The 19,518-nt window shown below is 72.7% G+C and carries 21 protein-coding genes and 1 tRNA gene; 12 read left to right on the top strand and 10 right to left on the bottom strand.

Going from position 1 to position 19,518, the window contains the following annotated elements:
* The first annotated feature begins 44 nt into the window (after positions 1–44).
* The 3 genes from ACFYWG_RS31035 to ACFYWG_RS31025 are packed head-to-tail and all read left to right on the top strand — an operon-like array spanning position 45 to position 3,101.
* Positions 45–818: an SDR family oxidoreductase gene (locus tag ACFYWG_RS31035; protein ID WP_389204298.1), complete on the top strand. Its 774-nt coding sequence runs from the start codon at positions 45–47 to the stop codon at positions 816–818.
* Positions 815–2,479: a class I adenylate-forming enzyme family protein gene (locus tag ACFYWG_RS31030; protein ID WP_389204297.1), complete on the top strand. Its 1,665-nt coding sequence runs from the start codon at positions 815–817 to the stop codon at positions 2,477–2,479. The genes ACFYWG_RS31035 and ACFYWG_RS31030 overlap by 4 nt, the downstream gene beginning before the upstream one ends.
* 28 nt (positions 2,480–2,507) lie before the next feature.
* Positions 2,508–3,101, top strand: coding sequence for a TetR/AcrR family transcriptional regulator (locus tag ACFYWG_RS31025; RefSeq protein ID WP_376334422.1), 594 nt, complete (start codon positions 2,508–2,510; stop codon positions 3,099–3,101).
* A 94-nt stretch (positions 3,102–3,195) separates the two neighbouring features.
* Here the strand turns inward: ACFYWG_RS31025 and ACFYWG_RS31020 are convergent, their stop codons facing one another.
* Both ACFYWG_RS31020 and ACFYWG_RS31015 read right to left on the bottom strand, forming a co-directional pair.
* Complete coding sequence (locus ACFYWG_RS31020; RefSeq protein ID WP_385421841.1) at positions 3,196–4,410, bottom strand: acyl-CoA dehydrogenase family protein; 1,215 nt, start codon at positions 4,408–4,410, stop codon at positions 3,196–3,198.
* Positions 4,411–4,415: 5 nt separating this feature from the next.
* Entirely contained in the window at positions 4,416–5,450 is a 1,035-nt protein-coding gene (locus ACFYWG_RS31015) for a phosphotransferase family protein (RefSeq protein WP_383506708.1), read from the bottom strand.
* Positions 5,451–5,649: 199 nt separating this feature from the next.
* On the opposite strand from ACFYWG_RS31015, the gene ACFYWG_RS31010 reads away from it, so the two are divergent.
* Positions 5,650–6,594 (top strand): NADP-dependent oxidoreductase, encoded by a 945-nt coding sequence (locus tag ACFYWG_RS31010; protein WP_376334417.1) that lies wholly within the window; start codon positions 5,650–5,652, stop codon positions 6,592–6,594.
* Positions 6,595–6,724: 130 nt separating this feature from the next.
* Here the strand turns inward: ACFYWG_RS31010 and ACFYWG_RS31005 are convergent, their stop codons facing one another.
* From ACFYWG_RS31005 to ACFYWG_RS30990, 4 genes are all read right to left on the bottom strand, one after another.
* Entirely contained in the window at positions 6,725–7,069 is a 345-nt protein-coding gene (locus ACFYWG_RS31005) for a DUF202 domain-containing protein (RefSeq protein ID WP_389204296.1), read from the bottom strand.
* A complete protein-coding gene (locus ACFYWG_RS31000; RefSeq protein WP_376334413.1) occupies positions 7,057–7,449 on the bottom strand; it encodes a YidH family protein in 393 nt (130 codons plus the stop codon). The genes ACFYWG_RS31005 and ACFYWG_RS31000 overlap by 13 nt, the downstream gene beginning before the upstream one ends.
* 111 nt (positions 7,450–7,560) lie before the next feature.
* The gene (locus tag ACFYWG_RS30995) at positions 7,561–8,097 is read right to left on the bottom strand and encodes an NUDIX hydrolase (RefSeq protein WP_389204295.1); all 537 of its coding nucleotides are present in this window, start codon (positions 8,095–8,097) and stop codon (positions 7,561–7,563) included.
* A gap of 42 nt (positions 8,098–8,139) precedes the next feature.
* Positions 8,140–9,048, bottom strand: a complete 909-nt coding sequence (locus ACFYWG_RS30990) for a DMT family transporter (RefSeq protein WP_376334410.1) — start codon at positions 9,046–9,048, stop codon at positions 8,140–8,142.
* A gap of 362 nt (positions 9,049–9,410) precedes the next feature.
* Here ACFYWG_RS30990 and ACFYWG_RS30985 point away from each other — a divergent pair, with 362 nt between their 5' ends.
* From ACFYWG_RS30985 to ACFYWG_RS30970, 4 genes are all read left to right on the top strand, one after another.
* Entirely contained in the window at positions 9,411–10,361 is a 951-nt protein-coding gene (locus ACFYWG_RS30985; protein ID WP_376334457.1) for a tetratricopeptide repeat protein, read from the top strand.
* Between the two features lie 38 nt (positions 10,362–10,399).
* On the top strand, positions 10,400–11,935 hold the full coding sequence (locus tag ACFYWG_RS30980; RefSeq protein ID WP_389204294.1) for an APC family permease: 1,536 nt from the start codon (positions 10,400–10,402) through the stop codon (positions 11,933–11,935).
* An 87-nt stretch (positions 11,936–12,022) separates the two neighbouring features.
* Positions 12,023–12,769 carry a molybdopterin-dependent oxidoreductase gene (locus ACFYWG_RS30975; protein WP_383506722.1) on the top strand — a complete coding sequence of 249 codons (747 nt, stop codon included), beginning with the start codon at positions 12,023–12,025 and terminating at the stop codon, positions 12,767–12,769.
* The gene (locus tag ACFYWG_RS30970) at positions 12,753–13,376 is read left to right on the top strand and encodes a cytochrome b/b6 domain-containing protein (RefSeq protein ID WP_389204293.1); all 624 of its coding nucleotides are present in this window, start codon (positions 12,753–12,755) and stop codon (positions 13,374–13,376) included. Before ACFYWG_RS30975 ends, ACFYWG_RS30970 begins: the two co-directional genes overlap by 17 nt.
* A gap of 223 nt (positions 13,377–13,599) precedes the next feature.
* On the opposite strand, the gene ACFYWG_RS30965 is transcribed toward ACFYWG_RS30970, so the two are convergent.
* Positions 13,600–14,997: a GntP family permease gene (locus ACFYWG_RS30965; RefSeq protein WP_389204292.1), complete on the bottom strand. Its 1,398-nt coding sequence runs from the start codon at positions 14,995–14,997 to the stop codon at positions 13,600–13,602.
* A 54-nt stretch (positions 14,998–15,051) separates the two neighbouring features.
* Positions 15,052–15,570 carry a gluconokinase gene (locus ACFYWG_RS30960; protein ID WP_389204291.1) on the bottom strand — a complete coding sequence of 173 codons (519 nt, stop codon included), beginning with the start codon at positions 15,568–15,570 and terminating at the stop codon, positions 15,052–15,054.
* Between the two features lie 137 nt (positions 15,571–15,707).
* Here ACFYWG_RS30960 and ACFYWG_RS30955 point away from each other — a divergent pair, with 137 nt between their 5' ends.
* A complete protein-coding gene (locus tag ACFYWG_RS30955; protein ID WP_376334817.1) occupies positions 15,708–16,409 on the top strand; it encodes a FadR/GntR family transcriptional regulator in 702 nt (233 codons plus the stop codon).
* A gap of 6 nt (positions 16,410–16,415) precedes the next feature.
* On the opposite strand, the gene ACFYWG_RS30950 is transcribed toward ACFYWG_RS30955, so the two are convergent.
* Positions 16,416–16,790 (bottom strand): YchJ family protein, encoded by a 375-nt coding sequence (locus ACFYWG_RS30950; protein WP_389204290.1) that lies wholly within the window; start codon positions 16,788–16,790, stop codon positions 16,416–16,418.
* A 63-nt stretch (positions 16,791–16,853) separates the two neighbouring features.
* Positions 16,854–16,938: transfer RNA gene (locus ACFYWG_RS30945), tRNA-Leu, on the bottom strand.
* A 197-nt stretch (positions 16,939–17,135) separates the two neighbouring features.
* Here ACFYWG_RS30945 and ACFYWG_RS30940 point away from each other — a divergent pair.
* The 3 genes from ACFYWG_RS30940 to ACFYWG_RS30930 all read left to right on the top strand — a co-directional run.
* Positions 17,136–18,461 (top strand): M20/M25/M40 family metallo-hydrolase, encoded by a 1,326-nt coding sequence (locus ACFYWG_RS30940; RefSeq protein ID WP_383510710.1) that lies wholly within the window; start codon positions 17,136–17,138, stop codon positions 18,459–18,461.
* Positions 18,462–18,610: 149 nt separating this feature from the next.
* Complete coding sequence (gene chpH, locus ACFYWG_RS30935; RefSeq protein WP_150479926.1) at positions 18,611–18,844, top strand: chaplin ChpH; 234 nt, start codon at positions 18,611–18,613, stop codon at positions 18,842–18,844.
* 131 nt (positions 18,845–18,975) lie between these two features.
* Positions 18,976–19,518: chaplin (locus ACFYWG_RS30930; RefSeq protein WP_389204289.1), on the top strand; the 543-nt coding region annotated here is incomplete at its 3' end.

Here is a 19,518-nt window from a genome sequence, read left to right as displayed (position 1 = left end):
CCGGTTAGTCTGATGCCATTGCCGATCCGCGACTGAGGAGACCGATGGTGGGAGCCTTTCAAGGGGCCGGGGTTGTTGTCACGGGAGCGGGCGGCGGCATCGGCGCCGCGCTCGCCCGGCGCTTCGCCGCCGAGGGGGCCCGGGTCGTCGTCAACGACCTGGACGCCGAGCGGGCCAAGCGCGTCGCGGAGGAGATCGGCGGGACCGCCGTGCCCGGCGACGCCTCGGCGATCGTGACCGACGCCCGGGACGCCCTCGACGGGACCGTGGACGTCTACTGCGCCAACGCCGGGGTCGCCTTCGAGGGCGGCAGCGCGGACGGGCCGCTGGACGAGACCGCCTGGGCCGCCTCCTGGGACGTGAACGTCATGGCCCACGTCCGGGCCGCCCACGCCCTGCTCCCGGACTGGCTGGAGCGCGGCAGCGGGCGGTTCGTCTCCACCGTCTCCGCCGCCGGACTGCTCACCATGATCGGCGCCGCGCCCTACGCCGTCACCAAGCACGGGGCGCTCGCCTTCGCCGAGTGGCTGGCGCTGACCTACCGGCACCGGGGCGTGAAGGTGCACGCGATCTGCCCGCAGGGCGTGCGCACCGACATGCTGGCCGCCACCGGCAGCGCCGGCGACCTGGTGCTCCAGCCGACGGCGATCGAACCGGAGGCCGTGGCGGAGGCCCTGATGCGGGGCGTCGAGGACGACCGCTTCCTGATCCTGCCGCACCCCGAGGTCGCCGGGTACTACCAGGCCCGGGCAGGTGAACCCGACCGGTGGCTGTCCGGCATGAACCGCCTCCAGCAGCAGTGGGAGGCGACCCGGTGACCGAGTCGCGTTACGCCGCCAAGCCCTGGCTCGCCCTGCTCAGCGAGGACCAGAAAGGAGCGATCGAGCCCGCCGACTCCCTGGTGCACGCGCTGCGCCGGGCCGCCGCCGGGACACCGGAGCGCGACTTCCTGGCCTACTTCGACGGGCGCCTGAGCTACCGGCACGCCGACGAGCTCACCGACTCCGTCGCCGGCCACCTCGCGGCGCGCGGGCTGGAGCGCGGCGACCGGGTCGCGGTGCTGCTGCAGAACTCCCCGCTCTTCGTCCTCGCCGTGCTCGGCGCGTGGAAGGCCGGCGCGGTCGTCGTGCCCGTCAACCCGATGTACAAGTCGGGCGAGGTCGCGCACGTGCTGCGCGACGGCGAGGTGGCCGCGCTGATCTGCTCCGACCGCGCCTGGGAGGGGTACCTGCGCGAGACCGCGGCGGACTCGCCGGTGCGCGTCGTGCTCACCGGGAGCGAGCTGGACTTCCAGACCCGCGGAGACGCGCGCGTGCTCACCTTCGAGCGCCTGCCGCAGGCCCCCGACGCCGACGACCTGGCGACCGCGGCCCGGGCCGGCCGCAAGGCGCCCGGCGACCGCGACCCCGGCCCCTCGGACGTCGCGCTGATCAGCTACACCTCGGGCACCAGCGGCACCCCCAAGGGCGCCACCAACACCCACGGCAACATCATGTACAACGCCGAGCGGCAGCGGACCGGCCTCGGACTGCCGAAGGCGCCGGTCTACTTCGCGCTGGCGCCGCTGTTCCACATCACGGGCATGGTCTGCCAGCTGGGCGCCTGCCTGAACAGCGGCGGCACGCTCGTGCTGGCCTACCGCTTCGAGGCGGGTGTCGTCCTCGACGCCTTCGCCGAGCACCGGCCGCACTACACCGTCGGCCCGTCCACCGCCTTCATGGCCCTGGCCGCCCACCCCGGCGCCACCCGGGACCACTTCTCCTCCTTCCGGGTGATCTCCTCCGGCGGGGCGCCGCTGCCGCCCGCCCTGGTGGAGAAGTTCCGGGCCGGCTTCGGCCCGTACATCCGCAACGGCTACGGACTGACCGAGTGCACCGCGCCCTGCGCCTCCGTGCCGCCGGGCCTGGAGGCGCCCGTCGACCCGGTCTCCGGGACCCTGGCCGTGGGCCTGCCCGGCCCCGACACGGTGGTCCGGATCGTCGACGAGCAGGGTGAGGAGGTGCTCTTCGGCGAGCAGGGCGAGATCGTCGTCGGCGGCCCCCAGGTCGTGCCCGGCTACTGGCGCCGCCCCGACGCGAGTGCCGAGACCTTCCCCGGCGGCGAACTGCGCACCGGCGACATCGGCTTCATGGACGAGCAGGGCTGGCTGTACGTCGTCGACCGCAAGAAGGACATGATCAACGCCTCCGGGTTCAAGGTCTGGCCGCGCGAGGTCGAGGACGTGCTCCACACCCACCCCGCCGTCCGCGAGGCGGCGGTCGTCGGCGTGCCCGACGGGTACCGCGGGGAGACCGTCAAGGCGTACGTCAGCCTCCGCCCGGACGCCGCGGCGGACCCGGACGCGCTCGCCGCCTACTGCAAGGAGAGACTGGCCGCCTACAAGTATCCGCGCCAGGTGGAGATCCTGCCGGACTTGCCGAAGACGGCCAGTGGGAAGATCCTCCGGCGGGAACTGCGTTCCCGTGCGCAAGGCAACTGACAGCAGAACGGAAAGGCAGGTGGCGGCAGTGCCCAGGACCACGGACTCGGACGGCACTCCCGTCCCTCAGCGGCTCCTGGCCGCCGCCACCCGGCTCTTCGCGGAGCAGGGCTACGACCGCACCTCGGTGCAGGAGATCGTCGAGGCGGCCGGTGTCACCAAGGGAGCGCTCTACCACTACTTCGGCTCCAAGGACGACCTGCTGCACGAGGTGTACGCGCGCGTGCTGCGCATCCAGCAGGAGCGGCTGGACGCCGTGGCGGGCGCCGACGAGCCGGTCGAGAAGCGGCTGCGGGCCGCGGCGGCGGACGTCGTCGTGACGACCATCGACAACCTCGACGACGCGATGATCTTCTGGCGGTCGATGCACCACCTGAGCCCCGAGAAGAACAAGCAGGTGCGGGCGGAGCGCCGCCGGTACCACGAGCGCTTCCGCGCGCTCGTCGAGGAAGGGCAGGAGGCGGGCGTCTTCTCGACGGCGACCCCCGCGGACCTGGTCGTGGACTACCACTTCGGCTCGGTGCACCACCTGTCGACCTGGTACCGCCCGGACGGCCCGCTCAGTCCGCAGGAGGTGGCCGACCACCTCGCCGACCTCCTCGTCCGCGCCCTGCGCCCGTAGGCTCCCGGGCCGGCGGGGCGGAGTCCCGGCGGCCCGGGGAGGAACGGGACGGGCAGAGGCGGCGGGGGTGAGGCGCCCCCGCCGCCACCCGGCACTACAGGTACTTCTTCAGCTCCCGGCGTGCCAGCGACCGCTGGTGCACCTCGTCCGGCCCGTCCGCGATCATCAGCGTCCGCGCCCCCGCGTACAGCTCCGCCAGCGGGAAGTCCTGGCTCACCCCGCCCGCCCCGTGCAGCTGGATCGCCTTGTCGAGGATCTCCACCACCGCGCGTGGCGTGGCGATCTTGATGGCCTGGATCTCGGTGTGCGCCCCGCGGTTGCCCACGGTGTCCATCAGCCAGGCCGTCTTCAGCACCAGCAGCCGCAGCTGCTCCACCGTCACCCGCGCGTCGGCGATCCAGTTGTGCACGACGCCCTGCTGCGCCAGCGCCTTGCCGAAGGCGGTGCGGGACACGGCCCGCCGGCACATCAGCTCGATGGCCCGCTCGGCCATGCCGATCAGCCGCATGCAGTGGTGGATGCGGCCGGGCCCGAGCCGGGCCTGGGCGATGGCGAAGCCGCCGCCCTCCTCGCCGACGAGGTGGGACACCGGCACGCGTGCCTCGTCGAAGATCACCTCGGCGTGGCCGCCGTGGTAGTGGTCCTCGTACCCGAACACCTGCATCGCGCGCTCGATCCGCACGCCGGGGGTGTCGCGCGGCACCAGCACCATGGACTGCTGGCGGCGGATGTCGGCCCCGTCGGGGTCCGTCTTGCCCATGACGATGAAGATCTTGCAGTCGGGGTGCATCGCCCCGGAGATGTACCACTTGCGGCCGGTGATGACGTACTCGTCGCCGTCCCGCCGGATGTGCGTCGTGATGTTCGTGGCGTCCGAGGAGGCCACGTCCGGCTCGGTCATCGCGAACGCCGAGCGGATCTCACCGGCGAGCAGCGGCTCCAGCCACTGCTTGCGCTGCTGCTCGTCGCCGAACTGGGTGAGCACCTCCATGTTGCCGGTGTCGGGAGCGGCGCAGTTCGTCACGGTCGGCGCCAGCTGCGGCGAGCGGCCCATGATCTCGGCGAGCGGCGCGTACTGCAGGTTGGTGAGCCCGGCGCCGTACTCGGAGTCCGGCAGGAACAGGTTCCACAGGCCCTGCCTGCGGGCCTCGGCCTTGAGCTCCTCCACCACCGGCACCGTCTCCCACGGCGAGGCGAGCCGCTCGCGCTGCTCGTGCGCGACCGATTCGGCCGGGTAGACGTACTCGTCCATGAAGGCGAGGAGCCTGCCCCGCAGGTCCTCGGTGCGCGCGTCGAAAGCGAAGTCCATGCGGATCAGCCCTCCTGAAGGCCTTCGTGAAGCGTCGTCAGTCCGTGGCGGACGAAGACGGGGACGAGGTCGCCGATGCGGTCGAAGCCGCGGCCGACCGTCTGGCCCAGCGTGTAGCGGTAGTGGATGCCCTCGAGGATCACGGCGAGCTTGAACCAGGCGAAGGCCGTGTACCAGGAGACGGCGGACACGTCGCGCCCCGAGCGCGCGGCGTACCGCTCGATGAGTTCGGACGGCGCCGGGTGCCCGGGGGCCTCGGCGGTGGTGGACACGGGCGACTCGGGCATGCCGAGCGGCATGCTGTACATCACCAGCAGGCCCAGGTCGGTCAGCGGGTCGCCCAGCGTCGACATCTCCCAGTCGAGGATCGCCCGGATCGAGTCGTCCTCACCGATCAGCACGTTGTCCAGGCGGTAGTCGCCGTGCACGACGGCCGGTGCGGGGGAGTCGGGCAGCTCGCGGCCGAGAGCGGCGTGCAGTTCGTCGATGCCGTCCAGGTCGCGGTTGCGGGAGGCGTCCAGCTGCTTGCCCCAGCGCCGCAGCTGCCGGTCCAGGAACCCCTCGGGCCGGCCGAAGTCGCCGAGCCCCACCGCCTGCGGGTCGACCGCGTGCAGCTCGACCAGGGTGTCGACCAGGTTCAGCACCGCTCCCCGGGTCCGCTCCGCGCCGAGCGGGGCGAGCTGGTCGGCGGTGCGGTAGGGCGTGCCCTCGACGAACTCCATGACGTAGAAGGGCGCACCGAGCACCTCCTCGTCCTCGCACAGCAGCACCGGCCGGGGCACCGGGACGGCGGTGGGGTGCAGCGCGCTGATCACCCGGTGCTCGCGCTTCATGTCGTGCGCGGTGGCCAGGACGTGGCCGAGCGGGGGCCGCCGGACGACCCACCGGGAGGCGCCGTCGGACACGGCGTAGGTGAGGTTCGACCGCCCGCCCTCGATGAGCCGGCCCGACAGCGGTCCGTCCACCAGGCCTGGCCGCTCGCGGTCGAGCAGGGCGCGCAACCGGTCGAGATCGAGGCCGGGCGGGTGATCGGGGCTCATACGTGGCTCCTACGGGCAGGCGGACTGTTCCCGCACCATGATGCCGACCGGTCGGTATGTCGTCCAGAGGGGGGCGCGAACGTGATCGGAGCCACGATAGGCCGACCACCGCCCGCGCGGGCCGCCCGGGGAGGTCCCGCCCGCTTCGTTCAGGCCATCCGGCTTGCGAGCCGCCCGGCCGGAACGGAAGGTCGGACCCATGAAGGCGATCAGCTACTCACGGTACGGCGGACCCGACGCGCTCGCGTTCGGGGAGGTCCGCGACCCGAAGGTCGGCCCCGACGCGGTGCTGGTGAAGGTGCGGGCGGCGGCCGTGAACCCCGTCGACTGGAAGGCCCGCGAGGGCTACCTCGACGCCGTCCTCGCCCCGGTCTTCCCCGTGGTGCCCGGCTGGGACGTCTCGGGCGTCGTCGTACGCCCCGGCCCGTCCGTGCCGGAGTTCGACGTCGGTGACGAGGTCATCGGGTACGTGCGTGAGGACTTCCTCTCCCGGGGCACCTTCGCCGAGTACGTGGCCGCGCCCGTGCGCACCCTGGCGCGCAAGCCCCGCAACCTGACCTGGGAGGAGGCGGCCGGGCTGCCCCTGGCCGGGCTCACCGCCTACCAGGTGCTGCGCAAGGTGCTGGAGGTCAAGCGGGGCGAGACCGTCCTGGTGCACGCCGCGGCCGGTGGCGTCGGCTCCCTCGCGGTGCAGCTCGGCATCCACCTCGGCGCGCGTGTGATCGGGACGGCGAGCGAGCGCAACCACGACTTCGTCCGCGGGCTCGGCGGCGAACCGGTGACGTACGGCGAGGGCCTGCAGGAGCGGGTGCGTGGGCTGGCGCCGGAAGGGGTGGACGCGGCGTTCGACACCGTCGGCGGGGAGGCGATGAAGGTCTCGGCGAACCTGCTGGCCCCCGAGGGCCGCCTGGTCTCGATCGCCGACAACGACGTCGTCACCTACGGCGGCCGCTACTACTTCGTCCGCCCCGACCCGGGCGATCTGCTGCACCTGTCCGAGCTGGCGGAGCAGGGCGTGGTGCGTGTGCACGTGGACGAGACGTTCCCGCTGGAGCGGGCCGCCGACGCGCACCGCCGCAGCCAGGAGGGGCGTACCCGCGGCAAGATCGTGGTGACGGTGGGGTGGGAGGGCGACGGGGAGTGAGCCGACCGACTCCCACCGCCCCACGGCCCGCCGGGGCGTCCGCCGCACCGCCCGCCGGTCCGCCGACTCGCCGTGAGGCGCTGAGCCCGCTGTCCGGTCCAAGCCCCGGGAGCGGGGCCTGGACCTTGGCCTAGAGGACCAGGGCGGCTCCGCAGACCGCCATCGCCACGGTGCACAGCGCCGCCGCGGCGGCGTGCCGCGGTGCGAGCGCCACCCGGCCCGGACCGGCCGCGAGGGCGCGGATCCTGCGGTGGGCGACGGCTAGGAGGACCAGCCAGAGCGCGCAGCACAGCGCGGCGGCGACGATCCCGGGCGCCGACGCGCCCCCGCGCAGCACGGTCCTGGCGGCGAGCACGGCGGCCACCGTGCCGGACAGCGTCGTGCGCCGCCACGCCAGCCGGGTCCGCTCGGGCTGCAGCCCCGGATCACGGCCGGGGGTCCCGCCCCGCCCGGCCGGGGCGCTCACCCCTCCCATCCCACGAGCACCACGACGACCATGGCGACGGCCACGACCGCGACGACGAGGCTCAGCAGCGCGGGGAACCGGGAGACGGGCAGGTCCTCGCCCCGGCGCATGGCCCGCTCGCAGCGCACCCAGTGGTTGACGGCCCGCAGCGCGCACAGCACACCCGCGGCGAGCAGCGCGAGCGCGAGCCCGACCCGCCATCCCCAGCGCAGGTCCGGCAGGAACTGGTCCACGGCGAAACCCCCGCCGATCAGCGCGAGCGCGGTGCGCAGCCAGGCGAGGAAGGTGCGCTCGTTGGCCAGCGAGAAGCGGTAGTCGGGCGTCTCCCCGTCCTCCCGGACCTCCTCGGGCGCGAACCAGAACCGGACGTTCCGCACAAACTCGATCACACGCGCGACCCTACCCGCGCCCCACCCACGGGGCCCCAGGCCGGGCCCCGGCGCAGCGCACCTGCCGCATCCGGTCCTCCGCGCCGGGTGGCCCCGCGGACGGGTCCCTGCTCAGCCCCGCGCCGCATCCGGCCGCCCCGGCGAGCGGAACCGCTTGAGCCGGGCGTAGGCGGCCAGGCCGTCCGGGACCCAGGTCCAGTCGCCCAGGCGGCGCTCGACCTCGGTCTCCGGGAGGAAGTCGTGCCAGGCCACCTCCTCGGCCTGGGGGCGGACGGGCAGGTCGCAGGTCACCTCGTACAACGCCGACCACCAGGTGCGGCCGGCGCCGTCGTCGTAGAGGAACTTGAACAGGTACCGGGGGGCCGGCAGGCCGCTCACGCCCAGTTCCTCCTCGGCCTCGCGCAGGGCCGCCGTGTCGTAGGACTCGCCGGCGCCGACCACGCCGCCGACGAACATGTCGTACAGGGAGGGGAAGACCAGTTTCTGCGGGGTGCGCCGGTGTACGAAGATCCGCCCGGCGGCGTCCCGGGCCTGGACGAACACGCAGCGGTGCCGCAGCCCCCGGGCGTAGACCTCCCCGCGCGGGGACCGTCCGACCACCCGGTCCCGCTCGTCCACGACGTCGAGGATCTCGTCAGCAGCGCTCATGCCCTCATCCAAGCAGGCCGGGGGCGCCCGGTGACCGGTGCCTCAGGGCGACGCCGGGCTGACCGCGGCCGACCCCACCCGGGCCCGTTCGCCCACCGCGCCGGTCGGCATCGCGGGGTGCAGCCCCAGCAGCACGATCCCGGCGACCACGGCCAGCAGGCCGCCCGTCTCCCAGCCCAGCGCCGCCGCGTCCGTACGCAGCCGGTCGCCGAGGAAACCGACGCCGCAGATGATGCCGGCGAGGGGCTGGGCCGCCGTCAGCGCGGGCAGCGACTTGCGCAGGGACGCCGTCTCGAAGGCGCTCTGCACGAGCAGCAGCCCGGTCACCCCGAGCGCGATGACCGCGTACGGCTGCCAGCCCGTCATCAGCCCGGCGAAGCCGGCCTCGGAGAACCTCTGCCCGCTCACCCGGGTCAGCGCGTCCTGCACCCCGTACAGCAGCCCGGCCGCGAGCGCGAGCAGCACCGGGCCGGAGCCCATCCGGGACCGCTTTCCGCGGGCCGTGAGCAGCAGGGCGAGCCCGATCATGACCCCGATGATCAGCCACTGCCGCAGGGGGTCGGCCGTCGCGGTGCCGCCCTCGGGACGGCCCGCCACGATGAACGCCGTCACGCCGCCCGCCAGCAGCAGCAGGCCCGACCAGCCCTGGCGGCCCAGCGGCTGGCGGGTCTGCCGGCGCGACAGCGCGAGCGCGAACAGCAGGTTCGTGGCCAGCAGCGGCTCCACCAGGGACAGCTCGCCCTGTCCGAGCGCCGCCGCCCCCAGGCCCATGCCGGCCACCATCAGCGCGATCCCGCCGAGCCAGCGCGGCACCTTCACGAGGTCGACGAGCAGGCGGAAGGAGAGGAAGTCGCCCAGCGGGGCCCGCTGGGCCGCGTTCTGCTGCAGGACGAAGCCGAAGCCCAGGCAGCAGGCGGCGCCGAGAGCGAGCGCCAGAACCAGAACCGACACGCGGTGCACCTCGATCGTCAGGTCGGGTCACGATGGCGTGGGCCGACTGCACCGGCCGGCTGCGCCCGGCACGCCCACACGTCCCCGCCATCGTCGGGGGCGCTCGCCGGTCGCGCTATGACCTGCACCACAAAGGGCGAAACGGATAAAAGGGATCATGGACTCTGTGGCCTCCTGCGCCACTGCGGTCACAATGACCTCACGAATCACATCAGTTGACGCGTGTAACGCACCATCGGCCCTTGACGCCAACCCTTGGCGGAGGGTTTGCTGTCCGTGATCGATTCATGGCAGTGCGCGTCCACGCGCCCGACCGACCGCCGTGAGCCGGAACACAAGAAGAGCGCGTGAGGAAGTTCGCGGTGTCCCCACCCCCGCCTCCCCTCGGCCGCGGCCGCAAGCGCTCGGCGCAGGTCTTCGACGAGGCCCTCGACGACGCCGAGCTCGTGACCGCGCGTGCCGCACTGGCACAGGGCCGCTGGCAGAACACCCGGTCCCTGCTGGCGCACACCGGCGACGACTGGGACCGCCGCGGCCACCGGATCACCGTCCTCGCCCGCGAGTCCTCCACCACCGCCTGGGCCCGCGAATGGCTCCTCGCCGAGCCGGAGTCCGCCGACGCCTCGGTGCTGCTGGCGATCGCCGAGGTCCGCCGCGTGCTGCACGGCAAGGGCAAGCCGGCCCGTGCCCGCGAGGCCTGCGAGAGCGCCGCGGCCCTCGCTCCCGCGGACCCGACCCCCTGGCTCGGCGTCCTCATGCTGGAGTGCGCGGTCGGCACCGACCAGGACGCGGTGCGCACCTTCGAGCAGGTCCGCGCCCGCTACCCCGACCACCACCACGCGCACCACCTGATGGTCGCCCGGCTGGCCGAACGCCGCATCGACATGGGCCCCGACCCGCTGCACGAGGTCTACGACTTCGCCAACTGGGCCGCCGAACAGGCGCCCGCCGACTCCCCCCTGGCGATCCTGCCCGTCATCGCGCACGCCGAGCGCTACCGCGCCCTGGCCGCCGCCGGGCACGAACCCGCCGACCCGGTCGCCTCGGGCCACTGGACCGGCCGCCGCGCCCGGCAGGTGATGAAGGCCGCCTTCGACTGGTGGCTGGAGTGGGAGCTGGAGGGCCACCCGCGCCGGCTGATCGACCTGAACTTCCTCGCCCACGCCAAGTACTGCGAGGGGCGGGGCGCCGAGGCCGCCGCCCTGTTCCACCGCATCGGCCGCCACGCCACCCCGGCGCCCTGGTCGTACCCCGACCGCGACCCGCACACCGCCTTCGCCGCCGCCCGCGCAGGTGCGCTCGGCACGGCGTGACACCCCCCCCCGTATCCCACAGTGAGGACGCGCTCCCGATGACCACGGACAGTTCGAGAACGAACGCCGCCGCCCCCGGAGGCATCAGTACGTTCAAGGGGCAGGAGCGCGCCCTGCGCGCCGACCGGCTCGGCACCGGCGGCCTGCTGCTCTCCGTCCTCGCCGCGACCGCCCCCCTCATGGTCGTCGCGGGTGTCATGCCCACCACATACGCGGTGATGGGCATCGTCGGCCAGCCGCTGCTCTTCGTCCTCCTCGGCGTCGTCCTGATCCTGTTCAGCGTGGGCTACGCCGAGATGAGCCGGCATGTCCACAACGCGGGCGCCTTCTACGCCTACATCTCCCGCGGCCTCGGCGGCACCGCGGGCGCCGGCGCGGCCCTCGTCGCGCTGGTCGCCTACAACGCCCTCCAGGTCGGCATCTACGGCATCTTCGGCTTCGAGGTCTCCGGGCTGCTCGCCACCTACGCCGACCTGGAGGTCGCCTGGTGGATACCGGCCCTGCTGGCGGTCCTCGCGGTCGGCCTGCTCGGCTGGCTGAAGATCGACGTCAACGCCCGCGTGCTCGGCGTGCTGCTGGTCATCGAGGTCCTGCTGGTCGTGGTCTTCGACGTCGCCGCGATCACCGACCCGGGCGGAGAGGGCCTGTCGCTGCACGCCTTCGACCCCGGCACCCTGACCGGCGCCGGCGTCGGCACCGCGCTGTGCTTCTGCATCGCCGCCTTCCTCGGCTTCGAGCAGGCCCCGGTCTACGCCGAGGAGACCAGCCGCCCGCACGTCCTCGTCCCGCGGGTGATGTTCCTGGCCGTCGGCGGGGTCGCCGTGTTCTTCGCACTGAGCAGCTGGGCCCTCACCGTCGCCACCGGCCCCTCGGCCGTCGTCGGCACCGCCCGCGAGCAGAGCGCCGGCCTGCTGTTCTTCCTCACCGAGTCGCGCCTCGGCGGCACCTTCACCGACGTCCTGCACATCCTCTTCGTCACCGGCATGTTCGCCGCGCTGCTCAGCTTCCACAACGTCGTCGCCCGCTACGCGTTCGCCATGGGCCGCGAAGGCCTGCTGCCCGCCGCGTTCGGCCGCACCAGCGGCAGCAGCGGCGCGCCCGGCACCGGCTCGCTGCTCCAGACCGCCGTCGCGGCGGTGGTCGTCATCGCCTTCGCCGTCGGCGACGACAAGCCGGTCGGCGACCCGACCGCACCCGTCCTCCAGCTGTTCACCTGGTGCGGCAACATCGGCGCCCTCGGCGTGATCCTGCTGATGGCGGCGGCCTCCCTGTCGGTCGTGGTGTTCTTCGTCCGCCGCGGCGCCGCCGCCGCCCAGTCCTGGCGGCTGGTCACCTCCGCCCTCGCCGGCATCGCCCTGCTCGTCATCGCCGGCTACACGGTGAAGGACTTCGAGGTGCTGGTCGGCGCCGGCCCGGACTCCTCGCTGAGCTGGGTGCTGCCCGGCATCATCGGCCTCGCCCTGGCCGCCGGCCTGGTCCTCGGCCTGGTGCTGCGCGCCCGCGCCCCCGAGAAGCACGCCCGTATCGGGCTCGGCAACGAGGCCTTCCAGCTGGACAAGGCGGCCTCCTCCTGACCCCGCCCGCGCGGCGGCCGCTTACGGAAGTCTGACGAACACCCGCGCGCCCTGTCCCGAGCGGGCCGCGGGTGTTCGAATGAAGGGGTGAACGAGCACGTACCCGAGGGCGTGGACGAAGAACCCCCCGAGCGGGGCGCCCCGATCGGCCGCCGCGTCTTCCTCGGCACCCTCGCCCTGGGCGCCGCCGGCGTCGTCGCCGCGCCCCCGCTGCAACGCGCCCTGGAGGGCTTCCTGGGCAGCGCCGCCGACAAGGACCCCACCGGCCTGACCGGCCTGCTGCCCAACGGCGGCGGCTTCCGCTACTACTCGGTCGCCTCCTCGGTCCCGCGCCGGAATGCCGCCACCTACCGCCTCACCGTCGACGGCCTGGTCGACCGCCCCACGGCCTACACCCTGGGCGACCTCAGAGCCCTCCCGCAGACCCGCATGGTCCGCGACGTCCAGTGCGTCACCGGCTGGCGCGTCCCCGACACCCCCTTCGAGGGCGTACGCCTCTCCCGCATCCTGGACGCGGCCGGCGTGCGCCCCACGGCCCGGGCCGTCCGCTTCACCTGCTTCGACGGCACCTACACCGAGAGCCTCACCCTCGACCAGGCCCGCCGCGCCGACGTCCTGGTCGCCCTGCGCATGCAGGACAAGGACCTCGGCCACTCCCACGGCGGCCCGGTCCGCCTCTACGTGGCGCCCATGTACTTCTACAAGTCCGCCAAGTGGCTCTCCGGCATCACCGTCACCGACGCGGTCCGGCCCGGCTACTGGGAGGAGCGCGGCTACGACGTCGACGCCTGGGTGGGCCGCTCGAACGGACGGGACGATGAACCCACCGGCTGACACGGCCCCCGCCCCGACCGACGTGCGCCGCTTCACCCCGCTGCAGCGCTGGATCCACCGCACCACGGCCGCGCTGATGGGCGTCTGCGTCGTCACGGCGGCCTGCCTCTACGTCCCCCAGCTCGCCGAACTCGTCGGCCGCCGCGCCCTGGTCGTCACGCTGCACCAGTGGGCGGGCCTGGCCCTGCCCGTGCCGGTGCTGGCCGGCCTGGCCTCCCGCGTCTTCCGCGCCGACCTCGGCCGCCTGAACCGCTTCGGCCCGCACGACCGCGTCTGGCTGCGCGCAGTCCTGCGCCGCGACGGACGCCCCGAGGCCCGGCCCGCGGGCAAGTTCAACGCCGGGCAGAAGATCTACGCGTCCTGGATCGCCGGGGCCACACTCGTGATGCTCGGCACCGGCCTGATGATGTGGTTCACCCACCTGACCCCGCTGCTGTGGCGCACCAGCGCCACCTTCGTCCACGACTGGCTGGCGCTCACCATCGGCATCGTCCTGGCCGGCCACATCGGCATGGCCCTGGCCGACCCGGAGTCCCGCCGCGGCCTGCGCACCGGCAGAGTGAGCCGGCACTGGGCGGAGCGGGAGCACTCCTTGTGGCGCCCGTAGGCGGAGGCCCCCCAGAGGGCGGGGACCGAGCGACGACCCACGACGCCCGCGCGGACGCGCGACGGCCGGACCGTCCCACGGCCACAGCTCCCCGACGCGCCCGACGGCCACGGCTCATCGCCCCGGCGTGAACGCCGAACGGCCCACCCCTCCCCGCCCCGGCGGCCCGGGAGGCCGCCGTCGATGCCGGGGAAGAAGGTGAGCCGTCCTCGTCGAGGTACCGCTAGATCACCAGGGACAACAGCAGCACCAGCCCGCCGGCGACCACCGAGATGATCGTCTCCATCACGGACCAGGTCTTGATGTTCTGGCCGACGGTCAGCCCGAAGTACTCCTTCACCATCCAGAACCCGGCGTCGTTGACGTGGCTGAAGAACAGCGAACCGGCGCCGATGGCCAGGACCAGCAGGGCGGCGTGCGTGGTCGACATGTCGGCCGCCAGCGGGGCGACCAGACCGGCCGCGGAGACCGTGGCCACCGTCGCCGAGCCGGTCGCGAGCCGGATCACCACCGCGATCAGCCAGGCCAGCAGCAGCGCCGGGATGGACCAGTCCTCGGAGATGTCCAGGACCATCTGCCCCACGCCCGTGTCGATCAGCGTCTGCTTGAAGCCGCCGCCCGCGCCGACGATCAGCAGGATGCCCGCGATCGGCATGAGGCTCTTCTCCACGAGCGGGGAGATCCGCTCCTTGGAGAACCCGGCGGGCCGCAGCAGCGTGAAGATGCCGACCAGCACCGAGGCGAGCAGGGCGATCATCGGCGCGCCGACGACGTCGAAGACACGCTGCACCGGCTGTTCGGGATCGTCCACGACGATGTCGACCAGCGCCTTGGCGAGCATGAGGATCACCGGCAGCAGCACGGTGAAGAGGGTGGCCCCGAAGCCGGGACGCTTCTCCAGCTCCTCGGAGGCGCGCTGCGGGATCATCTTCTCCGGGGCGGGCACGTCGACCCAGCGGGCCGCGTACTTGGAGAACACCGGACCCGCGATGATCACCGTCGGGATCGCGACGAGGACACCGAGCGCCAGGGTCACGCCCAGGTCGGCCCCGACGGCGTCGATCGCGACCAGCGGACCGGGGTGCGGCGGCACCAGGCCGTGCATCACGGACAGGCCGGCGAGGGCCGGGATGCCGATGCGCATCAGCGAGTAGTTGCCGCGCTTGGCCACCATCAGCACCACCGGGATCAGCAGCACGATGCCGACCTCGAAGAACAGCGGCAGCCCGATCACCGAGGCGATCAGCACCATCGCCCACGGCATCGACCGCCCGCCCGCCTTGGCCAGGATGGTGTCGACGATCTCGTCGGCGCCGCCCGAGTCGGCGAGCATCTTGCCGAGGATCGCGCCGAGCGCGATCAGCACGCCCACGCCGGCGACCGTGGAGCCCAGACCGGCGCTGAAACTGGTGAGGACCTTGTCCAGGGGCGCCCCGGCTGTCGCGCCGAGAGCCAGCGACCCGATGGTCAGCGCCAGGAAGGCGTGCAGCTTGAACTTGGTGATGAGCAGGACGATGACGGCGATGCCCGCCAGGACGGCGATGCCCAGCTGGGCGTGGCCGGCCGAGGTGATCGGCTCGGGTGCGTCCGCTGCCAGCATCTCGACGCTGAGTCTGGTCACGGTGGGGAGGTCCCTTTGCGTTGGGGGAGTCGGGGGGAGGGGAGCCGGCAGGGGTTACTGGATGGGCTCGGGGAGGGAGTCGAGGGCGGCGGCCGCCCGCTCGGTGATCTCCTCCGGGCTGCCCGAGACGTCCACCCCGGCCCCCGCCTCGTCCGCCTGAAGGGGCTGGAGCGTGGCGAACTGGGAGTCGAGCAGCGCCGTGGGCATGAAGTGCCCCTTCCGGTGCGACATCCGGTCCTCGATCAGCGCGCGGTCGCCCGTGAGGTGCACGAAGACCACGCCGGGTGCGGCGGCCCGCAACCGGTCGCGGTACGACCGCTTCAGCGCCGAGCAGCTGACCACCCCGCCGAGCCCGGCCCGCCCCCGCGCCCAGTCGCCGATGGCGTCCAGCCAGGGCCCGCGGTCCGCGTCGGTGAGCGGCGTACCGGCCGACATCTTCGCGATGTTGGCCGGCGGGTGGAAGTCGTCGCCCTCGGCGTACGGGACGCCGAGCCGGGCCGCGAGGAGGGGGCCGATGGTCGTCTTGCCGGTACCGGCGACGCCCATGACCACGACGACGTGGGGGGTGTTCATCGCTGCCTCACTGTCTGCTGTCTTCGTCGACACGTGATGTCGACGCAACTGAAACCCATTAGGTACGACTAATTCAAGAGTCCGTGACGAATAAGTCTGACTTTTTGGCTCGGTGATCTACCCCGTACGCTGAGTGCATGACCACACCGGGCCGGGGGCTGCACGGCCGTGTCCTGGACACCCTCGGCCCCGAGATCACGGGAGGCGCGTACCCGCCGGGCAGTGTCCTGCGCACCGACGAACTCGCCCAGCGTTTCGACGTGTCGCGCTCCGTGATGCGCGAGGCGGTCCGCGTCCTGGAGTCCATGCACCTGGTCGAGTCCCGCCGCCGCGTCGGCGTCACGGTCCGCGCCCGGTCCGAGTGGAACGTGTACGACCCGCAGGTGATCCGCTGGCGTCTGGCCGGCGCCGACCGGCCGCACCAGCTGCGCTCGCTCACGGTGCTGCGCTCGGCGATCGAGCCGGTCGCGGCGGGCCTCGCCGCCCGGCACGCCACGCCGGAGCAGTGCGCCGAACTCACCGAGCGGGCCCTCGGCATGGTCGCCCACTCACGCGGTCACAAGCTGGAGGGCTACCTCCTGCACGACGTCGCCTTCCACCGCGTCATCCTGGAGGCCTCGGGCAACGAGATGTTCGCCCGCCTCGGCGACGTCGTCGCCGAGGTGCTGGCCGGCCGCACCCACCACGACGTGATGTTCGAGGACCCCGACCCGGCCGCCGTCACCCTGCACGTCCGGGTCGCCGAGGCGGTCCGCGCGCGCGACGCCGCCCGCGCCGAGGAACTGACCCGCGAGATCACCGTCGGCGCCCTCCAGGAGCTGGACATCCTGGCGCCGTGACGCCTGCTACGGCAGGAAGTCCCCGTCGACGTACACCCAGGCCCCGTCGACCCGCTCGAAGCGGCTCCGCTCGTGCAGCGAGCCGCCCCGGTAGGACGCCCGGAACTCCACGGTCCCGGCGGTGTGGAACGCCGAGCCGCCGTCCGTGCCCAGGATCTCCAGCCCGGTCCAGCGCGTCCCCGGGTCGAGCTCCAGCGTCCCGGGCCGCGTCCGCGGGTGCCAGGTCCGCAGCAGGTATGCGGCGTCGCCGTGCACGAAGGCGCTGTACCGCGACCGCATCAGGGCCTCCGCAGTGGGCGCCGCGGCGGCCCCGGAGTGATACCGGCCGCAGCAGGCCGCATAGTCCTGGGGGAGTCCGCAGGGGCAGGAACGCCTGCTCATGGCACCTCTCTCGCACGAACGACCGAAGGCCGTGACCTCGCGGTCACGGCCTTCGGCTTCACGTGTCCGAGGGGGGACTTGAACCCCCACGCCCGATAAAGGGCACTAGCACCTCAAGCTAGCGCGTCTGCCATTCCGCCACCCGGACAAGGTGTCTGTCGCGTGGGTCTTCCCCGCGGCGACGACGTAAACATTACCAGGCTTTTTTGGGTGGCCCGATCACCCCCGGCCCGGGCACCGGGCCGGCGTGAACGACGTGTGACGGGCCGGGACGGCTCTTGGGGAGCGGGCCCGACAGAGAGAGGATGAAGGGGACCCACCAGCAGTGACACCGGGAGGAAGCACGTGAGCGAGACGGACACGGCCAGGAACGTCACCGGCGAGGACGAGGTCGTGGACCTCTGCCGCGAGCTGATCCAGATCGACACCAGCAACTACGGCGACCACTCGGGTCCGGGCGAGCGCAAGGCGGCCGAGTACGTCGCCGAGAAGCTCGCCGAGGTCGGGCTCGAACCGCGGATCTTCGAGTCCCACCCGGGCCGCGCCTCCACCGTGGCCCGCATCGAGGGCGAGGACCCGTCCCGGCCCGCGCTGCTCATCCACGGCCACACCGACGTAGTCCCGGCCAACGCGGACGACTGGACCCACCACCCCTTCTCCGGGGAGGTCGCCGACGGCTGCGTGTGGGGCCGCGGGGCGGTCGACATGAAGGACATGGACGCGATGACCCTCGCGGTCGTCCGCGACCGGCTCCGCAGCGGGCGCAAGCCGCCCCGCGACATCGTCCTCGCGTTCCTCGCCGACGAGGAGGCCGGCGGCACCTACGGGGCCCGGTACCTCGTGGACCACCACCGGGACCTCTTCGACGGGGTCACCGAGGCGATCAGCGAGGTCGGCGGCTTCTCCTTCACCGTGAGCGAGGAGCGGCGGCTGTACCTGATCCAGACGGCCGAGAAGGGCATGCACTGGATGAAGCTCACCGTGGCCGGCACGGCGGGCCACGGGTCGATGATCCACCGGGACAACGCGATCACCGAGCTGTCGGAGGCCGTCGCGCGGCTCGGACGGCACACCTTCCCCGTGCGGGTCACCAAGACCACCCGCGCCTTCCTCGACGAACTCGGCGACGCGCTCGGCACCGAGCTCGACCCGGAGGACATGGAGTCCACCCTCGCCAGGCTCGGCGGCATCGCCAAGCTGATCGGCGCGACCCTCAGCAACACGGCCAACCCCACCCAGCTCGGGGCCGGCTACAAGGTCAACGTCATCCCGGGCGAGGCCACCGCCCATGTCGACGGCCGCTTCCTGCCCGGCTTCGAGGACGAGTTCCTCGCCGACCTCGACCGCATCCTCGGCCCGAAGGTGCGGCGTGAGGACGTGCACGCCGACAAGGCCGTCGAGACCACCTTCGACGGGGCGCTGGTGGAGGCCATGCAGTCCTCGCTGCTCGCCGAGGACCCGACCGCCAAGGCCATCCCCTACATGCTCTCCGGTGGCACGGACGCCAAGTCCTTCGACGACCTGGGCATCCGGGGCTTCGGCTTCGCCCCGCTGAAGCTGCCGCCGGAGCTGGACTTCGCGGGCATGTTCCACGGCGTGGACGAGCGGGTGCCGGTCGACGGCCTGAAGTTCGGCGTGCGGGTCCTCGACCGGTTCATCGACGCGTCCTGAAAAAGGCCGCCGGATTCCCGATATTCGGTCGGGCGTGCGAAATCGACTGGGAAGAGTGAATGCGACGATCAGCTCGTAGCCTCATTACTCCACCCTCGTTACAGGTAATGCGATCGCACGATGGATCGCTTTGCCAACTAGGAGGAATAATGATCAAGAAGGTCGTCGCTGCTGCGGCTGCCACCGGTGGCCTGGTTCTCGCGAGTGCGGGTCTCGCCGTCGCCGACTCGGGTGCTCAGGGTGCCGCCGTGCACTCCCCGGGCGTCCTGTCCGGCAACGTCGTGCAGGTGCCCGTTCACGTCCCGGTGAACGTCTGCGGCAACACGGTCTCCGTGATCGGTCTGCTGAACCCCGCCTTCGGCAACACCTGCGTCAACAAGTGACGCTTTCCCCTCCGTAGAGGGAGTCCACAAGCCATCGGTCCCGGAGCGCGCGCCATGCGCTCCGGGACCGAACGCTTCCGCAGGTGAATTCGAGAAGAATTCGATAAAGGGTCGAAGGCAGGTATTCAGCAATGCGACAGGTCACCCGCAAGGGTCTGATGACCGTGGCGGCCGCGACCGGTGTGATCGCCGCCGCGGGCGGCTCCGCGCACGCCGCCGCGGGCGCCCAGGGCTCCACCTCGGGCTCACCGGGCGTGCTGTCCGGGAACTCGGTGCAGGTGCCGGTGCACGCGCCGGTCAACGTCTGCGGGAACACGGTCGATGTCATCGGCGTGCTCAACCCGTCCTCGGGCAACTCCTGCGGCAACGGGGGCGGTGGTTCGTCGTCGGGGGGATACGGCGACTCACACGGCCACGGCGGTGCGCACGCGGGCGGGCACGCCTCCGACTCGCCCGGCGTCGGCTCGGGCAACCACGTGCAGGTGCCCGTCCACGCGCCGGTGAACATGTGCGGCAACAGCGTCGACGTCATCGGCGTGCTCAACCCGTCCGCGGGCAACTCCTGCGGCAACGGGGGTGGTGGTTCGTCGTCGGGGGGATACGGCGACTCACACGGCCACGGCGGTGCGCACGCGGGCGGGCACGCCTCCGACTCGCCCGGCGTCGGCTCGGGC

Source organism: Streptomyces sp. NPDC003456, from assembly GCF_042878735.1.
Classification (GTDB): domain Bacteria; phylum Actinomycetota; class Actinomycetes; order Streptomycetales; family Streptomycetaceae; genus Streptomyces.
The sequence above is the reverse complement of the archived record's forward strand: the minus strand, read 5'-3'. Positions and strand labels throughout refer to the sequence as shown.

What these genes read in the sequence shown, in the direction of transcription:
- ACFYWG_RS31035 (WP_389204298.1), top strand. Translation starts at nt 45, where the DNA reads ATGGTGGGAGCCTTTCAAGGGGCCGGGGTTGTTGTCACGGGAGCGGGC.
- ACFYWG_RS31020 (WP_385421841.1), bottom strand. Translation starts at nt 4,410, where the DNA reads ATGGACTTCGCTTTCGACGCGCGCACCGAGGACCTGCGGGGCAGGCTC.
- ACFYWG_RS31015 (WP_383506708.1), bottom strand. Translation starts at nt 5,450, where the DNA reads ATGAGCCCCGATCACCCGCCCGGCCTCGATCTCGACCGGTTGCGCGCC.
- ACFYWG_RS31010 (WP_376334417.1), top strand. Translation starts at nt 5,650, where the DNA reads ATGAAGGCGATCAGCTACTCACGGTACGGCGGACCCGACGCGCTCGCG.
- ACFYWG_RS31005 (WP_389204296.1), bottom strand. Translation starts at nt 7,069, where the DNA reads ATGGGAGGGGTGAGCGCCCCGGCCGGGCGGGGCGGGACCCCCGGCCGT.
- ACFYWG_RS30995 (WP_389204295.1), bottom strand. Translation starts at nt 8,097, where the DNA reads ATGAGCGCTGCTGACGAGATCCTCGACGTCGTGGACGAGCGGGACCGG.
- ACFYWG_RS30980 (WP_389204294.1), top strand. Translation starts at nt 10,400, where the DNA reads ATGACCACGGACAGTTCGAGAACGAACGCCGCCGCCCCCGGAGGCATC.
- ACFYWG_RS30970 (WP_389204293.1), top strand. Translation starts at nt 12,753, where the DNA reads ATGAACCCACCGGCTGACACGGCCCCCGCCCCGACCGACGTGCGCCGC.
- ACFYWG_RS30960 (WP_389204291.1), bottom strand. Translation starts at nt 15,570, where the DNA reads ATGAACACCCCCCACGTCGTCGTGGTCATGGGCGTCGCCGGTACCGGC.
- ACFYWG_RS30955 (WP_376334817.1), top strand. Translation starts at nt 15,708, where the DNA reads ATGACCACACCGGGCCGGGGGCTGCACGGCCGTGTCCTGGACACCCTC.
- ACFYWG_RS30950 (WP_389204290.1), bottom strand. Translation starts at nt 16,790, where the DNA reads ATGAGCAGGCGTTCCTGCCCCTGCGGACTCCCCCAGGACTATGCGGCC.
- chpH (WP_150479926.1), top strand. Translation starts at nt 18,611, where the DNA reads ATGATCAAGAAGGTCGTCGCTGCTGCGGCTGCCACCGGTGGCCTGGTT.